The organism is Kribbella sp. VKM Ac-2568 (genome assembly GCF_004345365.1).
Classification (GTDB): Bacteria; Actinomycetota; Actinomycetes; order Propionibacteriales; family Kribbellaceae; genus Kribbella; species Kribbella orskensis.
Window position 1 is genome coordinate 473248 of sequence record NZ_SLVF01000007.1, and the last position, 19086, is coordinate 492333.

12 protein-coding genes are annotated in these 19086 nt (G+C 68.8%); 9 read left to right on the forward strand and 3 right to left on the reverse strand.

Translation table 11 applies throughout. The annotated features are described in order from the left end of the window. The first annotated feature begins 22 nt into the window (after positions 1–22). The 3 genes from EV648_RS23120 (at position 23) to EV648_RS44950 (ending at position 7606) form a co-directional block, all read left to right on the forward strand. Positions 23–1192, forward strand: a complete 1170-nt coding sequence (locus EV648_RS23120; protein ID WP_132295372.1) for an amidohydrolase family protein — start codon at positions 23–25, stop codon at positions 1190–1192. Between the two features lie 76 nt (positions 1193–1268). Further along, positions 1269–2462, forward strand: a complete 1194-nt coding sequence (locus EV648_RS23125; RefSeq protein ID WP_132295375.1) for a M48 family metalloprotease — start codon at positions 1269–1271, stop codon at positions 2460–2462. Further along, positions 2459–7606, forward strand: a complete 5148-nt coding sequence (locus EV648_RS44950; protein ID WP_132295378.1) for an AAA domain-containing protein — start codon at positions 2459–2461, stop codon at positions 7604–7606. The genes EV648_RS23125 and EV648_RS44950 overlap by 4 nt, the downstream gene beginning before the upstream one ends. Positions 7607–7880: 274 nt before the next feature. Here EV648_RS44950 and EV648_RS23135 read toward each other — a convergent pair whose 3' ends face one another. After that, positions 7881–8732 (reverse strand): tryptophan 2,3-dioxygenase, encoded by an 852-nt coding sequence (locus EV648_RS23135; RefSeq protein WP_132295381.1) that lies wholly within the window; start codon positions 8730–8732, stop codon positions 7881–7883. A 110-nt stretch (positions 8733–8842) separates the two neighbouring features. Here EV648_RS23135 and EV648_RS23140 point away from each other — a divergent pair, with 110 nt between their 5' ends. From EV648_RS23140 to EV648_RS23160, 5 genes are all read left to right on the forward strand, one after another. Then, a complete protein-coding gene (locus EV648_RS23140; RefSeq protein WP_132295384.1) occupies positions 8843–9154 on the forward strand; it encodes a hypothetical protein in 312 nt (103 codons plus the stop codon). Between the two features lie 125 nt (positions 9155–9279). After that, positions 9280–10221, forward strand: coding sequence for a glycoside hydrolase family 76 protein (locus EV648_RS23145; protein ID WP_241995505.1), 942 nt, complete (start codon positions 9280–9282; stop codon positions 10219–10221). A 31-nt stretch (positions 10222–10252) separates the two neighbouring features. After that, positions 10253–11398: a hypothetical protein gene (locus EV648_RS23150; protein ID WP_132295386.1), complete on the forward strand. Its 1146-nt coding sequence runs from the start codon at positions 10253–10255 to the stop codon at positions 11396–11398. 156 nt (positions 11399–11554) lie between these two features. Further along, positions 11555–12523: a helix-turn-helix domain-containing protein gene (locus tag EV648_RS23155; protein WP_241995507.1), complete on the forward strand. Its 969-nt coding sequence runs from the start codon at positions 11555–11557 to the stop codon at positions 12521–12523. 140 nt (positions 12524–12663) lie between these two features. Further along, complete coding sequence (locus EV648_RS23160) at positions 12664–16395, forward strand: S8 family serine peptidase (RefSeq protein ID WP_199234760.1); 3732 nt, start codon at positions 12664–12666, stop codon at positions 16393–16395. A 17-nt stretch (positions 16396–16412) separates the two neighbouring features. Here the strand turns inward: EV648_RS23160 and EV648_RS23165 are convergent, their stop codons facing one another. Further along, the gene (locus EV648_RS23165; RefSeq protein ID WP_132295392.1) at positions 16413–16958 is read right to left on the reverse strand and encodes a TetR/AcrR family transcriptional regulator; all 546 of its coding nucleotides are present in this window, start codon (positions 16956–16958) and stop codon (positions 16413–16415) included. Positions 16959–17047: 89 nt separating this feature from the next. Between EV648_RS23165 and EV648_RS23170 the strand changes: the two genes are divergently transcribed. Beyond that, on the forward strand, positions 17048–17983 hold the full coding sequence (locus EV648_RS23170; RefSeq protein ID WP_132295395.1) for an SDR family NAD(P)-dependent oxidoreductase: 936 nt from the start codon (positions 17048–17050) through the stop codon (positions 17981–17983). Here EV648_RS23170 and EV648_RS23175 read toward each other — a convergent pair. Then, complete coding sequence (locus EV648_RS23175; protein WP_132295398.1) at positions 17976–19040, reverse strand: LLM class flavin-dependent oxidoreductase; 1065 nt, start codon at positions 19038–19040, stop codon at positions 17976–17978. The genes EV648_RS23170 and EV648_RS23175 overlap by 8 nt on opposite strands. Positions 19041–19086 lie beyond the last annotated feature (46 nt).

Consider the following 19086-nt stretch of genomic DNA (forward strand, 5'->3'; position numbering starts at 1 on the left):
CGCCGAGGGGTTACCGTGATGCGTGTTCGCGATCGAGGTGGACGCCGTCTTCGACGGTGAGCGTTACTCCGGTGACGGTGCGGTCGTGATCGTCGACGACGGACGGATCGCAGGCGTCGAGCCCCGCGGTACTGCGTTGTCGTGCGAGGTGACGCGCTTCGAGGGCTGCACGTTGTTGCCGGGACTGATCGACACGCACGTACACCTGTGTTGTGACAGCGGACCCGGCGCACTCGACCGGATCCCCAACTTCAGCGACGCCGAGCTCGTCACCGTCATCGAGAACTCCCTGAAGGCGCAACTGGCCAGCGGGGTCACCACGGTGCGCGACCTGGGCGACCGTTCCTTTGCCGTCGTGGACTGGCGGTCCGGCGACAGTTCGTTCCCGACTGTGGTCGCGAGTGGGCCGCCGATCACGATTCCGCAGGGACACTGCTGGAACATGGGAGGCGCCGTCCGCGGTGCCGACGAGCTCCGCCGGGCGGTCGCCGAACGTGCCGAGCGCGGCGCTGACCTCGTGAAGGTCATGGCCAGCGGCGGCGCCAACACCCCTGGGACCGATCCAGCCGTGGTCCAGTTCAGCGCCGAGGAAATCCTTGTGGTCGTTGACGAATCCCACGCCCGCGGCCTCCCCGTCACGGCCCACGCCCACTCCCTGGAGTCCATCAAGAACTCCCTCAGCGCAGGCGTGGACAGCATCGAACACTGCTCCTTCATCACCACCAACGGCGTCGACCTGGACGAGTCGGTGGTCGCCGACCTGATCACCTCCCGTACGACGGTCTGCCCGACCCTGGGAATCGTCCCGGGCGCGCACCCACCTCCCGCAGTACTGGAGATGCTCCGCCGCACGGGCACCACCTACGAAGCCCGCACCCACCTCTTCGCAGGCCTTCACGAATCCGGGGTGCGCCTGGTCTCCGGCTCCGACGGCGGCATCAACCCCGGCAAAGCCCACGGCATCCTCCCCGAAGCAGTAATCGGCCTCGTCCAGGGCGGCGTCTCCCCCGAGGCCGCCCTGACCACAGCCACCTCCACAGCCGCCACCACCTGCGGCCTAACCACCAAGGGCCGCGTCCTCGCCGGCTTCGACGCCGACCTCCTGATCATCCAAAGCAACCCCACCGCCGACATAACCCGCCTCCGCAGTCCCCAAGCCCTTTACCTACAGGGAAACCGCGTGGACTTCTAGCCAACCACCGACTGGGCCGTCGGGCCCGTCCTGGGATCAGGCTGGGTTTGTCGGAGGGCCTCGTTAGGGTGGCGGGGTGGTTGAGCTTCCGTTGTTGCCGCTGGGGTATCACCAGGCCGTGCTGTCGCATGTGCGCCGGGTGGACGAGCGTGCGTGGGAGGCGTTGCGGCCGGCGGAGGCTGACGATCCGGGGTTGACCGAGACCTTGCTGAGGAACACCTACCGGCTCGAGGCGGGTGGTCATCCGGCGTTGCACGAGGCTGGGTGTCGGGCGGCCGAGGCGTTGGGGCTCGAGGTCGAGGTGGAGTTCTTCCAGGCGCAGGGGGCGGGACAGCCCAACGCGTCACTGCTGCACCAGAGTGAGAAGGCGGTGATCCTGTTCGAGGGTCCGCTGCTGGACAGGCTGACGCCCGACGAGCTGGCAGCAGTCTGCGGCCACGAGTTGGCGCATCGCCTGCTCTGGACCATCGACGACGGCGCCTATCTCGCCGTCGACCGGTTGCTCGACGCCGCGGCGGGTGACGCGCGGACACCCGCGCAGTACCTGGAGACTCATCGCCGGTGGGTGATGGCGTCGGAGTTGTTCGCCGATCGCGGCGCGCTCAAGTCCTGTGGAGACCTCGGTACTACGGTCCGCGCGCTCCTCAAGGTGCAGACCGGGTTGTCCGGCGTGGACCCCGAGGCCTATCTGCGGCAGGCCGGCGAGCTCGACCTCAGCACGGGCAGCCGCGGCACCACTCACCCTGAAGGTGTCGCCCGCGCCTGGGCCCTGCAGAACTGGATCGCAGGCGAAGACGTCGAGGTGCTCCTGACCGGTCCGCTCGACGTGGATGCGCCCGATCTGCTGGACGCAGTGCTCCTGCGCGAGCTGAGCATGGACTTCGCTGCGCACATCGCCCAGACAGAAGGCCTGCGCTCGGACACCGTCGCCACATATGCGGCCGGGTTCGCGGATCCGCCCGGGCCTCTCGGCGTACCGGGTGGCGCGGTGCCGCGGTTCGACGAGCCGCTGGCGATCCGGCCGGTGGACGGCGCACCGATTCCCCGGCCGCGGGCGTTGACCGCCGCCACGAAGCAGTACCTCTGCTATCTCCTGCTGGATCTCGCGACGGCCGATCCCGATGCCGGAGACGAAGGACTGGTCGCGTCCCTGCGACTCGCCCGCCGCGCCGGACTCACGCCGTACGACGATCTGGCGGACGACGAGCTCGGGTGGAGCGACAAGCGCCGGGCGGAGCTGGCCGCGGCCGCGGACGGGGTGATCCAGTGAAGGATCTCGTCGCCCTCGCGGTTTCCCAGGGTGGTCTCGGCAACGACGCGTTGCTGGCGGCCGTGCTGCCGCTGTTCCACGCGACCGCGGAGGTGCACGAGCGCGGCCTGGTCGCTCCGCTGCGTGGGCTCGACCGGATCACGGTCGACGAGCAGACCCGGCTCGGGTTCGCCCCGGAGGATGCGTCGAGGCCGGTGCTGGCGCCCGACGAGATCTCAACCAGGGAAGGGCATCGGGACTCTGCAGTCGAGGTGGTCGCGCACCGCCAGGTCGAGACGGATCTCGGCGAGAGCGGTGGCCAGGGCAGGCTCCAGGTCACCGAACCGGTGCCCGAGGCAATCACCGCGCCCGTGCTCGTGCCCGGCTGGCAGAGCTGGGAGCATGTCGTCGGCAACCACGACCCGCTGACCGACATCTTCAGCCTCGGCCAACTGCTGATCGCTCTCGGCTGCGGCCTGGACCTGTCCCGCCCGGAGGACGTCGCCCGGCTGATCGGGGCCCGAGGCAACCTCTACACCCTGACCAGCACGCTGCACCCGGTGATCGTCTCGGTCGCGGCGCAGATGGCCGAGCCGGACCGGCACCACCGGGCGCAGGATCTCCGGTCGCTGATCGGGCAGCTCGACGACTACCGCGACCAGCCGCTCGACTTCGACGTCGCCGCGATCACCCGCGGTAAGGCGGACCGGCGCGCGGCTGTGCTGAAAGCCTTGCGGGACAGGCTGTTCGACCTCTCCCGGCGCAACCGGCTGGTCAACTTCCGGCACACCGCGCAGACCCTCAACCTGACCGAGGTGTCGGTCCCGCTGATGCTCGACGTGCGCAACATCCGCGCCGAGCAGCTGTTCACCTGGAACGCGGAGCTCGCCGCGCGACTCGTCGACGGCAAGGCGCAAACCCTCGGGAAGTGGATCCGGTACGACGAAGCCCCGTACGCCGCGTCCTCGCTGGACAAGCTGATCTCCACGGCCCGGCGGGACCGCGCGGAGTACGGGCAGGATCAGTTGCGGCTGGTTCCGGCGTTCCTGCGCTGGCACGACCTGAAGAACGACCCCGCCACCCGGCTGTCGTCTCCCCTGGTGCTGGTGAAGGTGGAGCTCGCCAAGAAGCGTGGCGTCCGCGACTCCTACACCCTGCGGATCACGGACCCCATTGCCGAGGTGAACCCGACGCTGCGGCATCACCTGCACCAGCTGTACGGGATCAACCTGCCGGACAAGGTGGATCTGGCCGAGCCGGACGCGCTCGGCGTACTGCATGAGCGGTTGCGCGCCGAGTTGCAGGCGTCGGAGCCCGGGCTGCAGTTGCACCTGCGGGAGAAGCCGCGGATCGACCTGGTCCGGCAGCGGGCGATGGTGAAGCTGCGCAACTACCGGCGGCGGCAGCACGGAAACACGGCGAACGAGTTCGGCGGACGGCACTACGCGTACTCCTACCAGCGGCCCGACTACCAGCCGCTCGGAGTGCAGATCTTCCGCAACCAGCTCGCAGTACAGGACCTGCCGCTGAGCATCGTGCTGGGCGAGCCACGGCGGCCCGGGGCGATCGAGACGGACACGTACACGCTCGAGACGGGCGATGACGGGAGCCCGTACTCGTGGGATGTCGACCTGTGTGCCGTGGCGCTGGCCAACTTCAACTACCGCACGCTCGGTCTGGTCCGGGACTACGACGAACTGCTCGACACCGGCCGGTCGTGCCAGTCCTTCGACCAGTTGTTCTCGGATCAGCCGCGACCGATCAGCAGCGAGCCACCGGAGCTGCCCACCGCGGAGCGACATCTCGTCGTACCGGCGGACGGCTCGCAGGTCGCGGCGGTCGCGCGGGCGCAGCGAGGCGAGAGCTTCGTGATCCAGGGTCCGCCAGGGACGGGTAAGTCGCAGACGATCACCAACATGATCGCGGACTTCGTCGCCCGCGGGCAGCGGGTGCTGTTCGTCTGCCAGAAGCGCGCGGCGCTCGACGTCGTGCACGCGCGGTTGGCGAGCCGCCGGCTCGACGGACTGTGCACGCTGATCCACGACTCGCAGGCGGACAAGAAGGCTTTCGTCCACAGGCTGCGCGAGACGTACGAGGCGTGGCTGGCCGCCGAGGACGACCTCGACGAACTGACCGGACGCCGGGACGCGCTCGTGGCGCGGGTGGATCGCCTGCTCGCGACGGTCGGGCAGTTCGAGACGCAACTGGCCGGTGATTCGCCCAGCCTGCGTGCGGTGGTGAACCAGCTGGCCGGGCTGCGGGATCACCAGTGGGGTTCTGAGCTGGAGCCTCTCGAGCGTCGACTGATTCCATCGCCTGGCGACTGGTGGACCGCGCGCGAGACTGTGACCGGGTTGGCCAAAGTGCTGGCTGAGGCTGATCCGTCGAGCAATGGGTTGTTGGCGCGGAGTCCTCTTGGCCTCGTCTCCTCTGACGTGTGGGTGGCGCCAGGAGCGGACACCGAGATCCCGGTTGCGGCTAGTCGCGCTCGCGATGGCTGGACGGCGGTCGCGAATGCCTTGGCTGAAGCCGATCCGTCGGCCTCCGCTGAGACCTGGGGAGCGCTGGGGCTGGACGAGGTTCGGCGGCTGGCCGAGCTCGGGATGGTGATGCAGCCGCTGTCCGAGAGAGGGATGGGTGCTGCTCTCCAACCTGGGTCGGCTGCCGCGCAGCGGTTGCAGGCCGCGGCGGGCGACCATGAGGCTTTGGTCGCGACGGCGAGCTCCGCTTGGGCGGAGGCCGATGGCTGGTCCGAGCCGCTCGCGCCCAGGGATGCACGGGCCGCGCTGACAGTTGCCCAGGGCAAAGAGGGCGGGCTGTTGTCGTTCCTCAGCGGCGACTGGCGGCGGGTGAAGACGCTGGTGCGGTCACGCTTCGATGCCTCGGGCCGGGACGTTCGCCCTTCGGTGACAGAGATCCTGACCACCTTGGTCGCCGCGCAGGACGCGTCCGCCGCGGTCCAGCAGAACGCCGAGAAGTCCGAGCGCGACTGGGGTTCGGCGGACCCGGTCGGCCTGGCCCGCCGGATTCGCGCAGTGGAGCAAGATCCTTCGCTCGCTGACTGGCGTTCGCGGCTGGCCGAGGATCCGAAGGTGGCTGCTGCGCTGGTTCGGGTTGCCGCCGTGCTGGATTCCGCCGAGGACGCCACTCGCGGGTTCCTCAGTGACGACTACGCCCGCCTGACGCTGGCCGGAGTACAGGCTGCTGTCGGGGCCTTGGCGTCGGCGGGGTTGGTGTCGGCGATTCAGCAGGTGATCCCGGCGATGCGTGCGTTGGCCGAGGCGCCGACGTCGGTGCAGGCTGCTGTGCGCGGGTTGGAGGCAACGCCGGAGCAGCTCGAGTACGCGGTCTGCGCGTTGCACTGGGAGCGGGCGCGGGCGGCGACGCCGTTGCTGAACGAGCTCACCTCCGCGCGTTTCGACTCGATCGTCGGCGAACTGAGCCTCGTGTACGACGAACTGACCACGGTGAACGCGGAGGTCGTGGTCGCCGGAGTGCGGCGGCGGTTCCTGACCGAGCTCGCGCACTCCGAGCTGAGTGTCACGGGGATGTCGTCGGAGGACCGGACCCGCAAGAAGAACTTCAGCACCGGCCGGCGCGAGCTTGAACACGAGTTCGGCAAGGTGATGCGCTACAAGTCGATCCGCGATCTCGCCTCGGGTGCGCCTGGCGAGGTGGTGTCGTTGCTGCGGCCGGTCTGGCTGATGAGCCCGTCGTCGGTGTCGGACACGTTGCCGCTCGACACCGCCTTCGACGTGGTGATCTACGACGAGGCGAGCCAGATCCCGATCGAGGAAGCGATCCCCGCGCTGCACCGCGCGCCTCAGGTGATCGTCGTCGGCGACCAGATGCAATTGCCGCCCACGCAGTACTTCCGGGTCAGCACGCCGACGGTGGACCCGGACGACGACGAGGCCGAGCAGGTCGGCATCGCCCTGACCGACGACAGCTTCCTCGCGATCAGTGCCCTGAGGCTGGCCTCGACCATGCTCACCTGGCACTACCGCAGCCGCTCCGAGGCACTGATCTCCTTCAGCAACGCGGCCTTCTACCAAGGTCGGCTCGCCACCATCCCCGACCGCCTGCCAGCTGCCAGTGCACAACCGTGGGCCGTCCGCTCGGTGCCGCAGGACGAGGTACCGACGCTGGATCCGGGGTCGGCTGGGTTCGGCAGTGTCGTGGACGGAGTGCTGGCCGGCAGCATCACGTCGGTGCGAGTGGTGGACGGGATCTACGTACGGCGGACGAACCCGGCGGAGGCGAGCTGGATCGCCGGGCTGGTGCGGGAACTGCTCTACCGCGACACCGGCAAGAGCATCGGGATCGTCGCGTTCTCCGAGGCCCAGCAGGGTGAGATCGAGCGTGCGCTGGACGCCCTGGCGGAGGCGGACCCGGACTTCGGCGCGCGGTACGAGGCCGAGCAGGTGCGGAGCCGCGACGAGCAGGACGCCGGGTTGTTCGTGAAGAACCTCGAGAACGTCCAGGGCGACGAGCGCGACATCGTCATCATGAGCGTGTGCTACGCCGCCGGACCCGACGGCCGGATGCTGATGAACTTCGGCCCGATCAACACCGCCGGTGGCGAGAAGCGGCTGAACGTCATCTTCAGCCGCGCCCGCGAGCACATGGTGATCGTCTCCAGCATCGAGCCCGACGCGATCACCAACACCTACAACGACGGCGCCAACACCCTGCGCCGCTTCCTCACCTACGCCGACGCAGTCTCCCAAGGCAACCCGGAGGCGACCCGCGCCGCCCTCAACCCTTACCAGTCCACCCACCGCCCAACTCTCACCGCCCGCACGGCGTCCCGCAGTACGGGCGGTCCCGGTGCGGAGGGCGATGGGTCTGCCGTAGTCGAGCAGTTGGCGGCGGCGCTCCGAGCACGTTGCATCGAGGTGGACACCTCGGTCGGCGAATCAGTGTTCCGATGTGACCTCGCGTTGCGTCGTCCAGGCGACGTCGGCCATCGGCTCGCAGTACTGGTGGACACACCGGAGCGGGTGGCCGCCGACTCCCTACTGGAGCGGCTGAGCACCCACCCGCGAGCACTCACCACCGGCGGCTGGCGAGTCCACCACGTCCTAACCACCGACTGGACCCGCACCCCGGACGCGGTCCTGACCCGCCTCCTCGACACCCTCGACCGCCCCACTGACAGCTGATCGCCCCGGCACCCACCGGGCCCGGCACCTGCTGCCCCGCCCGACACCTGCTCGGCACAGCACCTGAACCACCCCCGGTGCCCCGCCCGGCAGCTGGTCCGGCCGACGCTCGCCCTGCCAGACGCAACGCTGTTGCCGACCACGCTGTCGGGACTGCGGTCACCTCGTGAGGACCTTGAACAGGTCATTGCCTGTCCGAGGTCCCCAGTTGGTGTTCAAGGTCCCACTCAGCGGACCCAGCTACCCGGAGTCGGGGATAGGGGTGGGCAGCGGGTCAGAGGGTGGTGCGGAGGTCCCAGAGGAGGGGGTAGTAGCGGAGGTCCAGGCGGCTGCGGAGGTAGCCGGCGCCGGAGGAGCCGCCGGTGCCTGGCTTGGTGCCGATCATGCGCTCGACCATGACGACGTGACGCGCGCGCCAGGAGGCGGCCAGCTCGTCGTGCTGGAGCAGCGCCTCGGCCAGTTCCCAGATCGCGGCGTGCTGGCCGCGATCGCCCGCGACGGTCTGCAGCGCCTTGCGGAGGTCGTCCTCGGTGGCCGTGGAGAAACCGGCCTTCTCGACCACGGCGAGGAACGCGTCCCACAGGGTCGGCTCGGACAGGCGGCGCTCGAGCCGCGTCTTCTCCGCCTTGGTCAGGCCGCGGAACCGCTTCACGAACGACGGGTCCTTGGCGCCGGAGAGGAACTCGATCTCCCGGAACTGCACCGACTGGAACCCGCTGGCCGGTGACAACCGGTGCCGGAACTCGCCGAAGTCCTGCGGCGTCATCGTCTCCAGGATGTCGACCTGCTGGGTCAGCGTCCGCTCGATCGTGTGCACCCGGCGGAGCAGGTGCTGCGCCAGCCAGACCTCGCCGCCCAGCATCGCGTCCCGGGACGCGGTCATCTCGTGCAGAACCTGCTTGAACCACAGTTCGTACACCTGGTGGATGGTGATGAACAGCAGTTCGTCGTGCGCCGGAGGGTCGGACTCCAGTCGCTGCTGGTCGAGCAACTCCCCCAATCGCAGGTAGCTGCCGTACGTGAGCCGACCGCCTTCCTCACCGAAGTGCACGTCGACCCCGTCCCAGCGGCCGGTGACCGCATCACCGCTGGGCTGAACCCCGTCTGTCTCGCTCGCGCTGCTCACGCGCCGAGGATAACCGCCACTACATCCCGTCACGGGCGCTCCACAGACCAACACCGGCTCAGCAGGCAGCGATGGTGTGACCGCGATGACAGTCGCTCGTTAGTTGATCGGTGTCGGTGGAGCAGTCGGAACTCCGACTGCGCGCGATGGGCGTGCAACACCCGCAGGGCGCGATCATCGAGGCCACGCTCGAAAAGGGTGCGGCAGGCTGCCTGAGCGGTCCCCTGGACGCCTCTGTCTTCGACCCCTGCTCAGTGCCGCTGGCCCCGACCGACCTGATGCGCCGCAAGGCTCGCGGCCGCGCCGTGGCGATTGCAGTAACCGCCGTGCTCGCAATGGCAATCCTGGCCTCCCTGATTACGGGTGTCGGCGAGGACTCCACCACCGGCTCCACCCTCACTCCGATCGGCCGGCCCGGCTGACTTCGACCTCAACCGGCAGTCGACGTTTTGCACAGGATCGATCACCTGGCGTATTGACCCTGTCACTGGGTGCGCCGTAGTTTCGGTGAAAGCGCTCTCTTCCTACCGCCCCAGGGACAATCACGATGCAGTTCTACAACTACGGGACCGGGTTGTTCGACACCACCGGCTGGTGGAACTCTGCAAACGCGCTGAACGCGATCATCGACAACGCCCGGGTGACCGGGATGGGCAGCTACCGCTACGCGATCGCCCGGACGTACGACCTCAACCTCAACGCCCAGCAGGGCCAGTTCCGCAACGACTACCTCGACGACACCGGCTGGTGGGGTCTCGCCTGGGTCGCCGCCTACGACCTGACCGGCGAGTCCCGCTACCTGCAGACGGCTCGCGCCGACGCCGACCACATGGCGGCGTACTGGGACAACACATGTGGCGGCGGGGTCTGGTGGAGTCAGGCGAAGACGTACAAGAACGCGATCTCCAACTCCCTCTACATCCAGCTCAACGCGGCGCTGCACCAACGGATCGCCGGCGACAGCACCTACCTGCAACGGGCGCAGAGCGGCTGGACCTGGTTCCAGCAGACGGGGATGATCAACAGCTCGCACCTGGTCAACGACGGCATCAACCTGTCCACCTGCAAGAACAACGGTGATGTTGCCTGGAGCTACAACCAGGGAGTGTTGCTCGGGGCCCTCACCGAGTTGTCCAAGGCAACGAACAACACGAGCTACCCGACCACCGCCAGGCAGCTCGCCGACGCGGCGACGACCTCGTCCGCACTCAACACCGCCGACGGCATCCTCCGGGAGCCCTGCGAGTCTGGCGACTGCGGTGGCGACGGCCCGTCCTTCAAGGGCGCGCACGTCCGCGGCCTCGGCAAGCTGAACGCGGCGCTCGCCGACCACCCGTACACGACCTACCTCCAGCGACAGGCCGACCGCGCGTTCGCCGCCGACCGCACCCCGATGGACCAGTACGGCCTCCGCTGGTACGGCCCGATCGACAAACTCGACGCAGCCCGCCAGCACAGCGCCCTCGACCTGATGAACGCCACTCCCTGAAGCGTTTTCCGCCCGTTCTAACCTGGGGGCTGTGAGGCGCAAGGACATCCTGTACGTCGACCCGTCGAGCGACCTGATCGTCAGTACCGACTTCTCGTCGTCCGGCGAGGGGACCTTCACCTTCGAGGAGCTCTACCGCGGTCCCGAGGAACTGCGCGGCCACAGTTACGACCTGAAACTCCCGTACTCCGAGGTGCCCGTGCTCGGGGCGTTCCTGGTCGGGCGGTTCGGGCTGGAGGTGCTCGGCGATCCTGCGGAGCAGTTGGTCCACTGCCTCGAGGAGCTGATCACCCGCGGCGAGCTGAGCCCCGATGGTGGTGGCTCCGCGCTCCGCGATCAGGTGTTCGCCTGGTGCGAAGAGGCCGGGCTGGCGCCACGCCGCGGTGGACTCGATCGGCACGAGGTGTTGCTCGCGCGGGGCGAGGCGTCCGTCGAGCTGACGATCAACTCCTACAACCGGCAGATCATCTTCCAGGAGTGCCACGGACCCGCCGCCGACAGATCAGGTCTCTACCAACTCCACCTCGGCCACACCACCCTCGACGCCCTGATCGAAGTACTGGAAGGCAGATCGCTCGACCCGACGCCGCCCGAGGAGGTGCCTGGCAAGTGGAGGCCGGGTGTGGAGTTGAGTCGGGATGATCGGTTGTTTGCCGCGTTCCGGGCGGTGGCGGCTCGCGGGGAGCTCGAGCTCGGCGAGCCGGGCGCGGTACGGGATCGGGTCGCCGGGTGGTTGGCCGCGGCCGGGGTCCCGTTCCAGAGCTACGGATCCGAGTGGAAGACGACCTTGCTCAAGGTGCACCGGCAACGGAACGACTGCATCTTCGCCCTCCGGATGACGTTCGACCCGGAGCGCGGCGCCGAGGGGATCCGCTTCACCGAGTCCTACGACTATCTCCCGCTGGCCGACGACCCCGGCCGCGAGTACGCGTACACCGTGCACGCGCCGTACGACTCCTTGCCTGCACTGATCACCTACTTCGACCAACGACTCCGCCGCACCAGCACCGGCTCGCCCCAGGCGCGCTTGATCGACTGCTTCGCTGCCCTGATCACCCGAGGCGACCTGGGCGACAACCTCCCCCTCCGCGAGAACCACCTCCGCGTAGGTACCTGGTTCGAAGCCGCCGGCGCCCCCACCACCACCGACACGTGGTCCTGGCTCAACTCCGACTAACCCACGAGCAACCCGGCGGCCGTGGCCGGGGTGGGCGGTCGACGTACGATGGGGCCCGCTCGACTGGGGAAATCGAGTTCTTGGGCTTGGCCGTCAGTGTTGCCGGGTGAGCTGCGCCGTCATTGGATCGGAGTTGTGAGCGCCGGGAGGCGATCTGTGCTGAAAGCTGCCGGCCTCAGTGAGACGAAGGAAGCGACGTACCTCGCGCTGGTCCGGCAGGGCAGCGCCTCTGTCACGCAACTGGCCGAGCGAGTTGGGCTGACGGTCGTCCAGGTACGCCGGGCCGTGGCCGCCCTGCAGCGCGAGGGGTTCGTGCACCGGACGCCGCCACCACAAGAGCTCGTCGTACCAGTACCGCCCGAGTTGGCGGTCGAGCAGTTCATCAAGAGCCAGGAGCTCGAGCTGGAACGGACCCGTGCTGCGGCGCAGCGGCTGGCTGCAGAGGCCTACAGCCGACCGATCAACCGGCGGACCGAGGAGCTGATCGAGATCGTCTCCGGCCAGGCCGCTGTCGGGTGGGCGTTCGACCGGGTGCAGCGCACGGCCCAGAAGGAGATGCGAGAACTGGTGGCGCCGCCGTACGCGGCTTCCACGGAGGTGAACCGGACCCAGCTCGACCGCCAGGCCGCCGGAGTCGCCTATCGAGTGGTCTACGACAGCTCAGCTCTCGCAGACTCGGTGCTCGCCGCCAGCGCCGTGAGCCACGTCCGGTCCGGCGAGCAAGCCCGGATCGCGGACGCGCTACCGACCAAGCTCGCGATTGCCGACCGGGAGCTCGCACTGCTGCCACTCGACTGGACCACCCCGGCCCACGACGCGGCGCTGCTCGTCCATCCGAGCAACCTGCTCGACGCGCTCGTCGCGCTCTTCGAGACCGTGTGGGCGCGCGCCAGCCCGCTCTCGGTGACCGAGTCGGGCGGGCTGTCGGAGGAAGCCTCGATGTCCGCCGAGGACCGCTACCTGCTGTCTCTCCTGGTCGCCGGGCTCACCGACGACGCGGCCGGAGCCCGGCTCGGAATCAGCCGCCGGACAGTCGCCCGCCGGGTCCAGCAACTGATGGAACAGACCAACTCCCGTTCCCGCCTCCAACTCGGCTGGCAGGCCCGCGAACGCGGCTGGCTCTGAGTTCACCGGACGAGCCGCACTGGGCAAGCGGTGCTGGCGGGATTGGTCGTGACCGGTTTGCGCCACGGTTCTTCGTGGCACGGCGGCGTCGGGCGTGCCTTTAATCAGGGGCTTCGCGAACGCCGACCCTTGGAGTCCCCTTGTCATCGTCCTCCAGACGCGGGTTGATCGCGCTTGGTGCCACACTGGTAGCTCTGACCGCGGCAACGCCCTCGATGGCGCAGACCGGCCCGGCGACCACCCCAGCACTCGCAGCCGCCCGCAACCTCGCACCAGCTGGTCCTCCGCGCACCGTCACGCTCATCACCGGCGACAAGGTGACGGCGACCGTCACGAGTGACGGTCACACCACCGCGACCGTGCAAGCCCCCAACGGCCGCCCCGCCGGCGCCCACATCATGACCACCGGCAAGGACACCTACGTCTACCCCGACTCGGCCCTGCCCTATCTCGCGTCCGGCGTTCTCGACGAGCACCTGTTCAACGTCACGGAGTTGCTCGCGGACGAGTACGACGACGCGCACAGCGACCACCTACCGCTGATCGTCTCGTACACCGACGCCGCCACCCGCTCCCGCAAGCAGGTCGTCCCCGAGGGCGCCCGGCAGACCCTGACGCTGAGCAGCATCCAGGGCGCCGCGCTGTCGACCGACCGCTCCCGCGCCGCCGACTTCTGGACCTCCATCACCGGCACCTCGACAGCCAACCGCTCGGCCGCTCCGACCACGCAGGCCGTACTGCGAGGCGGGATCGCCAAGATCTGGCTCGACGGCAAGGCGAAGGCGACCTTGTCCGACACCACCGCGCAGATCGGCGCTCCCGAGGTCTGGCAGGGCGGCGACACCGGCCAGGACGTGGACGTCGCCGTACTGGACACCGGCATCGACGCCGCGCACCCGGACTTCGGCGGCCGGATCGCCGCGACGGCCAGCTTCGTCCCGGGCCAGGACGTCACTGACCGGCACGGCCATGGCACCCACGTCGCCTCGACGATCGCCGGTACCGGCGCAGCCTCCGACGGCAAGGAGAAGGGTGTCGCCCCGGGCGCCGACCTGCACATCGGCAAGGTCCTCGACGACGACGGCAACGGCCAGGACTCGTGGATCCTCGCGGGCATGGAGTGGGCGGCGCGCGACCAGCACGCCAAGGTCATCAGCATGAGCCTCGGCTCCGGCCCCACCGACGGCACCGACCCGATGAGCCAGGCCGTCAACGAACTCAGCGCCGAGACCGGCGCGCTGTTCGTGATCGCCGCCGGCAACTCCGGCCCGGACCCCTACAGCGTGAGCGCGCCCGGCGCAGCCGACGCGGCGCTGACCGTGGGTGCGGTGGACGGCGCCGATCGCCTGGCCTCGTTCTCCAGCCGCGGTCCTCGCGTGGGCGACAGCGCCCTCAAGCCCGATCTCACCGCTCCCGGTGTCGACGTCCTCGCCGCGCGCTCGCAGTACGCGCCGGAAGGTGAGGGCTCATACCTGACCATGAGTGGTACTTCGATGGCGACGCCGCACGTCGCGGGTGCCGCCGCCCTCCTGGCCCGGACGCACCCCGACTGGAACGGCCAGCAACTCAAGGACGCCCTGGTCAGCACCACCAAGACCACCGTCCAGTACAGCCCGTTCTCGGCCGGCAGCGGTCGTCTCGACGTGGCCGCCGCAGTGAAGAGCACGCTGTTCGCCACCGGGTCTGCGTCCATGTCAGCCAAGTGGCCGTACCCGCCGAGCCAGACCGTGCAGAAGGACGTCACCTACACGAACACCGGCTCGGAGCCGATCACGCTGGACCTGGCTCTCAAGATTCAGGGGATTCCCGCCGGTCTGTTCACGCTGACGACCCCGCAGGTGGTCGTGCCCGCACACGGCACCGCCACGGCCGGTGTAGTGGGTCATCTGGAGGCGGCTGTCGAGGACGCCGGCTACAGCGCAGTTCTCACGGCGACCGGCCAGGACGGCGTACTGCGTACTCACACGCCTGTCGGCCTCAACAAGCAGAGTCAGCGGGTCAAGCTCTCGGTCACGGCCAAGGACCGGCGCGGCTCCGCACTGCCCGGCATGCTCGTCATGAAGGACATCGCGCGGGACACCGTGCCGAAGGTCTACCTGGTCGACGAGAGCGGCAGCCTCGACCTGAGCATCCGGCCGAGCACCTACGCGGCTTGGCTGTACGCCGATGTCACCGGGCTAGACGGGCCGCACTCGCTCGGGCGCGCAGTACTCAGTGAACCGGAGGTGGTGGTCGCCAAGGACCGGACGCTGACCTTCGACGCCTCCACCCTGCGCAAGGTCAGCGCGACGACGCCGCAGCCGACCACCAACAGCTACGTGCGGGTCGATCAGTACCGGAGCTACGGCGACCTGCACCGGTTCGTCGACACCTATCAGCTCGAGCCCTGGATCTACGACAGCCTCTGGGCCACCCCCACCCGCAAGGTGACGCAGGGCTCGTACACCTTCGCCACTCGCTGGCGTCAGGTGCAATCGCCGCTGACGGTTGCTGTTGGCAACCAGTCCTACGACAGCATCATCCAGAGCTTCTCCCCGAAGCTCCCGCAAGGCACGGGTTCGTACTCCGTCGTCGACGTCGGCAGCGGATCGGCCGCGGAGTTCGCGAAGGTCAACGTACGCGACAAGATCGCGCTGGTCCGCCGGAACGACGTGACCGTCCCCACCGCCCAGGCAGCCACCGCCCAGAAGGCCGGCGCCAAACTCCTCCTGCTCGTGAACGACGGCTTCGGACCGCTGGACGCGTGGGCCGATCTCCCACAGGAGGAGGCATCTCCCCTGCCGGTGGCCTCGCTGAGCACCGACCAGGGCAAGCAGCTCATCGACCGGATCCAGCGCGGCTCCAAGTCGCTGAAGCTCACCTCGCACCCGTACCCGCAGTACCTGTACGACCTCGTCCAGCACCATGACGGCGCCATCCCGCGCGATCCCGCCTACCGGCCGGGAGCGAACGAGCTGGCGAAGATCGACGAGTCGTTCCGCGACACCAAGCAGGGCGAGGCTCTCGACATCCGCTACGACCTGTCCACCGACTTCACCTGGGCAGTGAGTGCGGCAGGGACACCAGTCGCTGCCCAGGGCAACTACACCGCCTGGGTCACCGCCGGCTCGCAATACAAGTGGCTCACCCAGGCTGCTGTGCCGGACCTCACCCAATTGGGCTCGTCCCTTTCCTACCAGGCGCGCAGCACCACCAAGGAGACCTGGTTCGCCGGGATCCAGCGGCCACGGCTGCTGAGCGACAGCGCGGTCTCCACAGCTCCCTCGCGGGTCGGCGACATCATCAGCGTGTTCGGGATGCCCAGCTGGGGCGACTCGGGTCGCCACCAGGGCATCATCTGGGGCGGCTTCACGCTGGAGAGCTCGCTCTATCAGGGCGACAACCTGCTTGCCCAGGGCAGCGACATGCTGTCCGCCGAGGTCACCCCGGACGAGCTCCCGTACCGGCTCGTCGTGGACGCCACCCGCGACCTTCCCGATCGGCCGTACTCGCCTCGCACCCACACGGAGTGGCGTTTCGTCTCGGACCAGGCCGACTACACAGCGCTGGAGGCATTGCCGCTGATCCAGCTCGACTACGACGTGTCCACCGACCTGGCCGGACGCGCCCACCGGAGTACCGACCTGGCGGTGACGCCGTCGCATCTGCCGGGCGCTGCCGAGGCAGGCAAGATCAGCGCGGTCACCTTGGAGATCTCGTACGACGACGGCGCGACCTGGCGGACAGCCACGCTCCGACGCTCGGGCAACGAGTGGCTGACCAAGCTGGACGCACCTTCGACGAGCGAGTTCGCGACCGTGCGTGCAACAGCCAAGGACACCAAGGGCAACAGCGTCACGCAGACGGTGGTCCGGGCCTTCGGTCTCGAGTAGGCCTCAGGCCCTGAACGTCAGGCACTGAAGCGGAGACCGTCGACCAAGAGGTCGAGGAGGCGGTCGGCCAGTCCTGGTGGTTCCTTGGCGGCGATCAACGTGATCCCGCCAAGGGCCATCAGGACATCCGCGGGGGCCGCGTCGGCGCGGATGGCGCCGTCGGCGGCACCCGCCTCGAGCAGTACTGCGAGGGCGTCGGCGAGCAAAAGGCGTGACCCCATCCGCAGCTCACCCGAACTGCTGAGCACCACGGGGAGCGCGTCGCCCATGCCGTGCTTGGTGTCGATGTACTCGACGAAGCGATCCATCCAGACCCGCAGAGCCTCCAGCGGCGGCTTCTGCTCGAGCAACTCGGTCGCGGCGGCCCCCAGCCGGGCGGTCTCGTTCCGGTAGACCGCCTCGACCAGCACCTCACGGTTCGGGAACCGGCGGTACAGCGTGCCGATCCCGACGCCCGCGTCCTTGGCGATGTCCTTGAGCGACGCCTCGGTGCCCTGCGTGCCGAACGCCCGGGCGGCGGCATCCAGCAGCCGGTCGTGGTTCTGCTGCGCGTCGGCTCGCATGAGTCCTCCCTTGATAAGTGGAGCCGCGTCCGGTTACAGTGATGATTAACCGGATCCGGCTCCGCTTATCAGTCTATAGGAGCACTCACATGACCACCACCAACCCCTTCGGGCCGTCCTCCACCGCGGCTGAGGTGATCGCCGGCGTCGACCTGACCGGCCGCCGCGCGATCGTCACCGGCGGCAACTCGGGCATCGGCCTGGAGACCGCCCGAGCCCTGGCCTCGGCAGGCGCCGAGGTGACGCTCGCCGTCCGCAACGTCGAGGCCGGCCGGCAGGTCGCCGACGACCTGATCGCCGGCACCGGCAACAAGTCCGTCCTCGTCGCGCCGCTGGACCTCTCGGACCGCCAGTCGATCGCCGACTTCGTCGCGAACTGGCACGGCCAGCTGCACATCCTCGTCGACAACGCCGGTGTGATGGCGACCCCCGAGACCCGCACCGCCGACGGCTGGGAGCTGCAGTTCGCCACCAACCACCTCGGCCATTTCGCCCTCACCACCGGCCTGTACGACGCACTCGCCGCCGCGGGTGACGCGCGGGTCGTGGTGGTGAGCTCGCGGGGTCACCTGCAGGGCGAGGTGCTGTTCGACGACGTGAACTTCGAGCACCACCCGTACGACCGCTGGGCGGCGTACAGCCAGTCGAAGACGGCCAACGTGCTCTTCGCGGTCGAGGCCGCACGCCGCTGGACCGCCGCCGGGATCACCGTGAACGCCTTGGCCCCGGGCCGCATCCGCACCAACCTGATGCGCCACATCGGCGACGAGACCACTGCCAACGCCCCGACCTCTTTCGGCGCCGTGGACCCGTCCATCACCTGGAAGACCACCGAACAGGGCGCCGCCACCTCAGTCCTCCTGGCCGCCTCGCCTTTGGTACAAGGCATCACCGGCACCTACTTCGAAGACTGCCAGCCGGCTGAGCTCGCAGTACCGGGCGGCTTCGACGGGGTCGCGGCCTACGCCATCGACCCCGCCAACGCCACCCGCCTCTGGGAACTCTCGGAAGGCCTGCTCAGCTAGCCATCAGTTCGCGGACTCGGGGGGCGACCTGGGTGCCGAAGAGTTCGATGTTGGTCATCAGGGCCGCGTGGGACAGACCGCCCATGCCGTACTTCAGGTCGAAGCGGTTCGCGCCGAGGGTCTTGAGGTTCGCCGCGATCTTCTGCGCGACCGTTTCCGGCGAGCCGACGAAGAGGGCGCCGTGCGGACCGACCTCGGCCAGGAAGGACTGCTTGGTCGGGATCGCGAAGCCGCGGGTCTTGCTCACATGAGTGATGACCTCCAGGTACCGCGGCCAGAACTCCTCGCGGGCCTGCTCGTCGGTCGCCGCCACGTGGCCGGGCGAGTGCACCCCGACCGGCAGCGGGTCGCGGCCGAAGCTGTCCAGCGCCTTGTGGAAGAGCTGGGAGAAGGGCGCGAAGCGCGACGGGCTGCCGCCGATGATCGCGAGCATCAGGGAGAACCCGTAGTGCGCGGCCCGGATCACCGACTGCGGGCTACCGCCGACACCGATCCACGTCGGCAGCGTGCCGTTCTCGAGATGCGGTACGACGTCCTGGTCGTGCAGGGACGCACGGGTCTTGCCCTCCCAGTTGACCGGGCTGCCCTTGAGGAGTTCGGCGAAGAGATTCGTCTTCTCCTCGAAGAGGTCCTCGTAGTCGGCCAGGTCGTACCCGAACAGCGGGAACGAGTCGATGCTGGAGCCGCGCCCGAGGATGACCTCGGCGCGGCCACCCGAGAGGGCGTTCAAGGTCGAGTACCGCTGGAACACCCTGACCGGGTCGTCCGAGCTCAGCACGGTGACGGCCGAGCCGACGTGGATGCGCTCGGTCCGCGCCGCGATCGCGCCGAGCACGACGTCCGCGGCCGAGAGCGGGAAGTCGTCGGTGTGGTGCTCGCCGATCCCGAAGAAGTCCAGCCCGACCTGATCGGCCAGAACCCCTTGTTCTACGAGGTCCCTGATCGTCTGGGCATGCGAGAGCGGGCGGCCCTGCTCGTCGGAGGTGAGGTCGCCGAAGGTGTCGAGGCCGAGGACCAGCGGGAATCCCCCGCCGGCCTCTGGTACTGCTGTGGTCATGATTCGTTCTCTCTCTGAAGTTGTGAAAGTCGTTGGAAACAGGGGA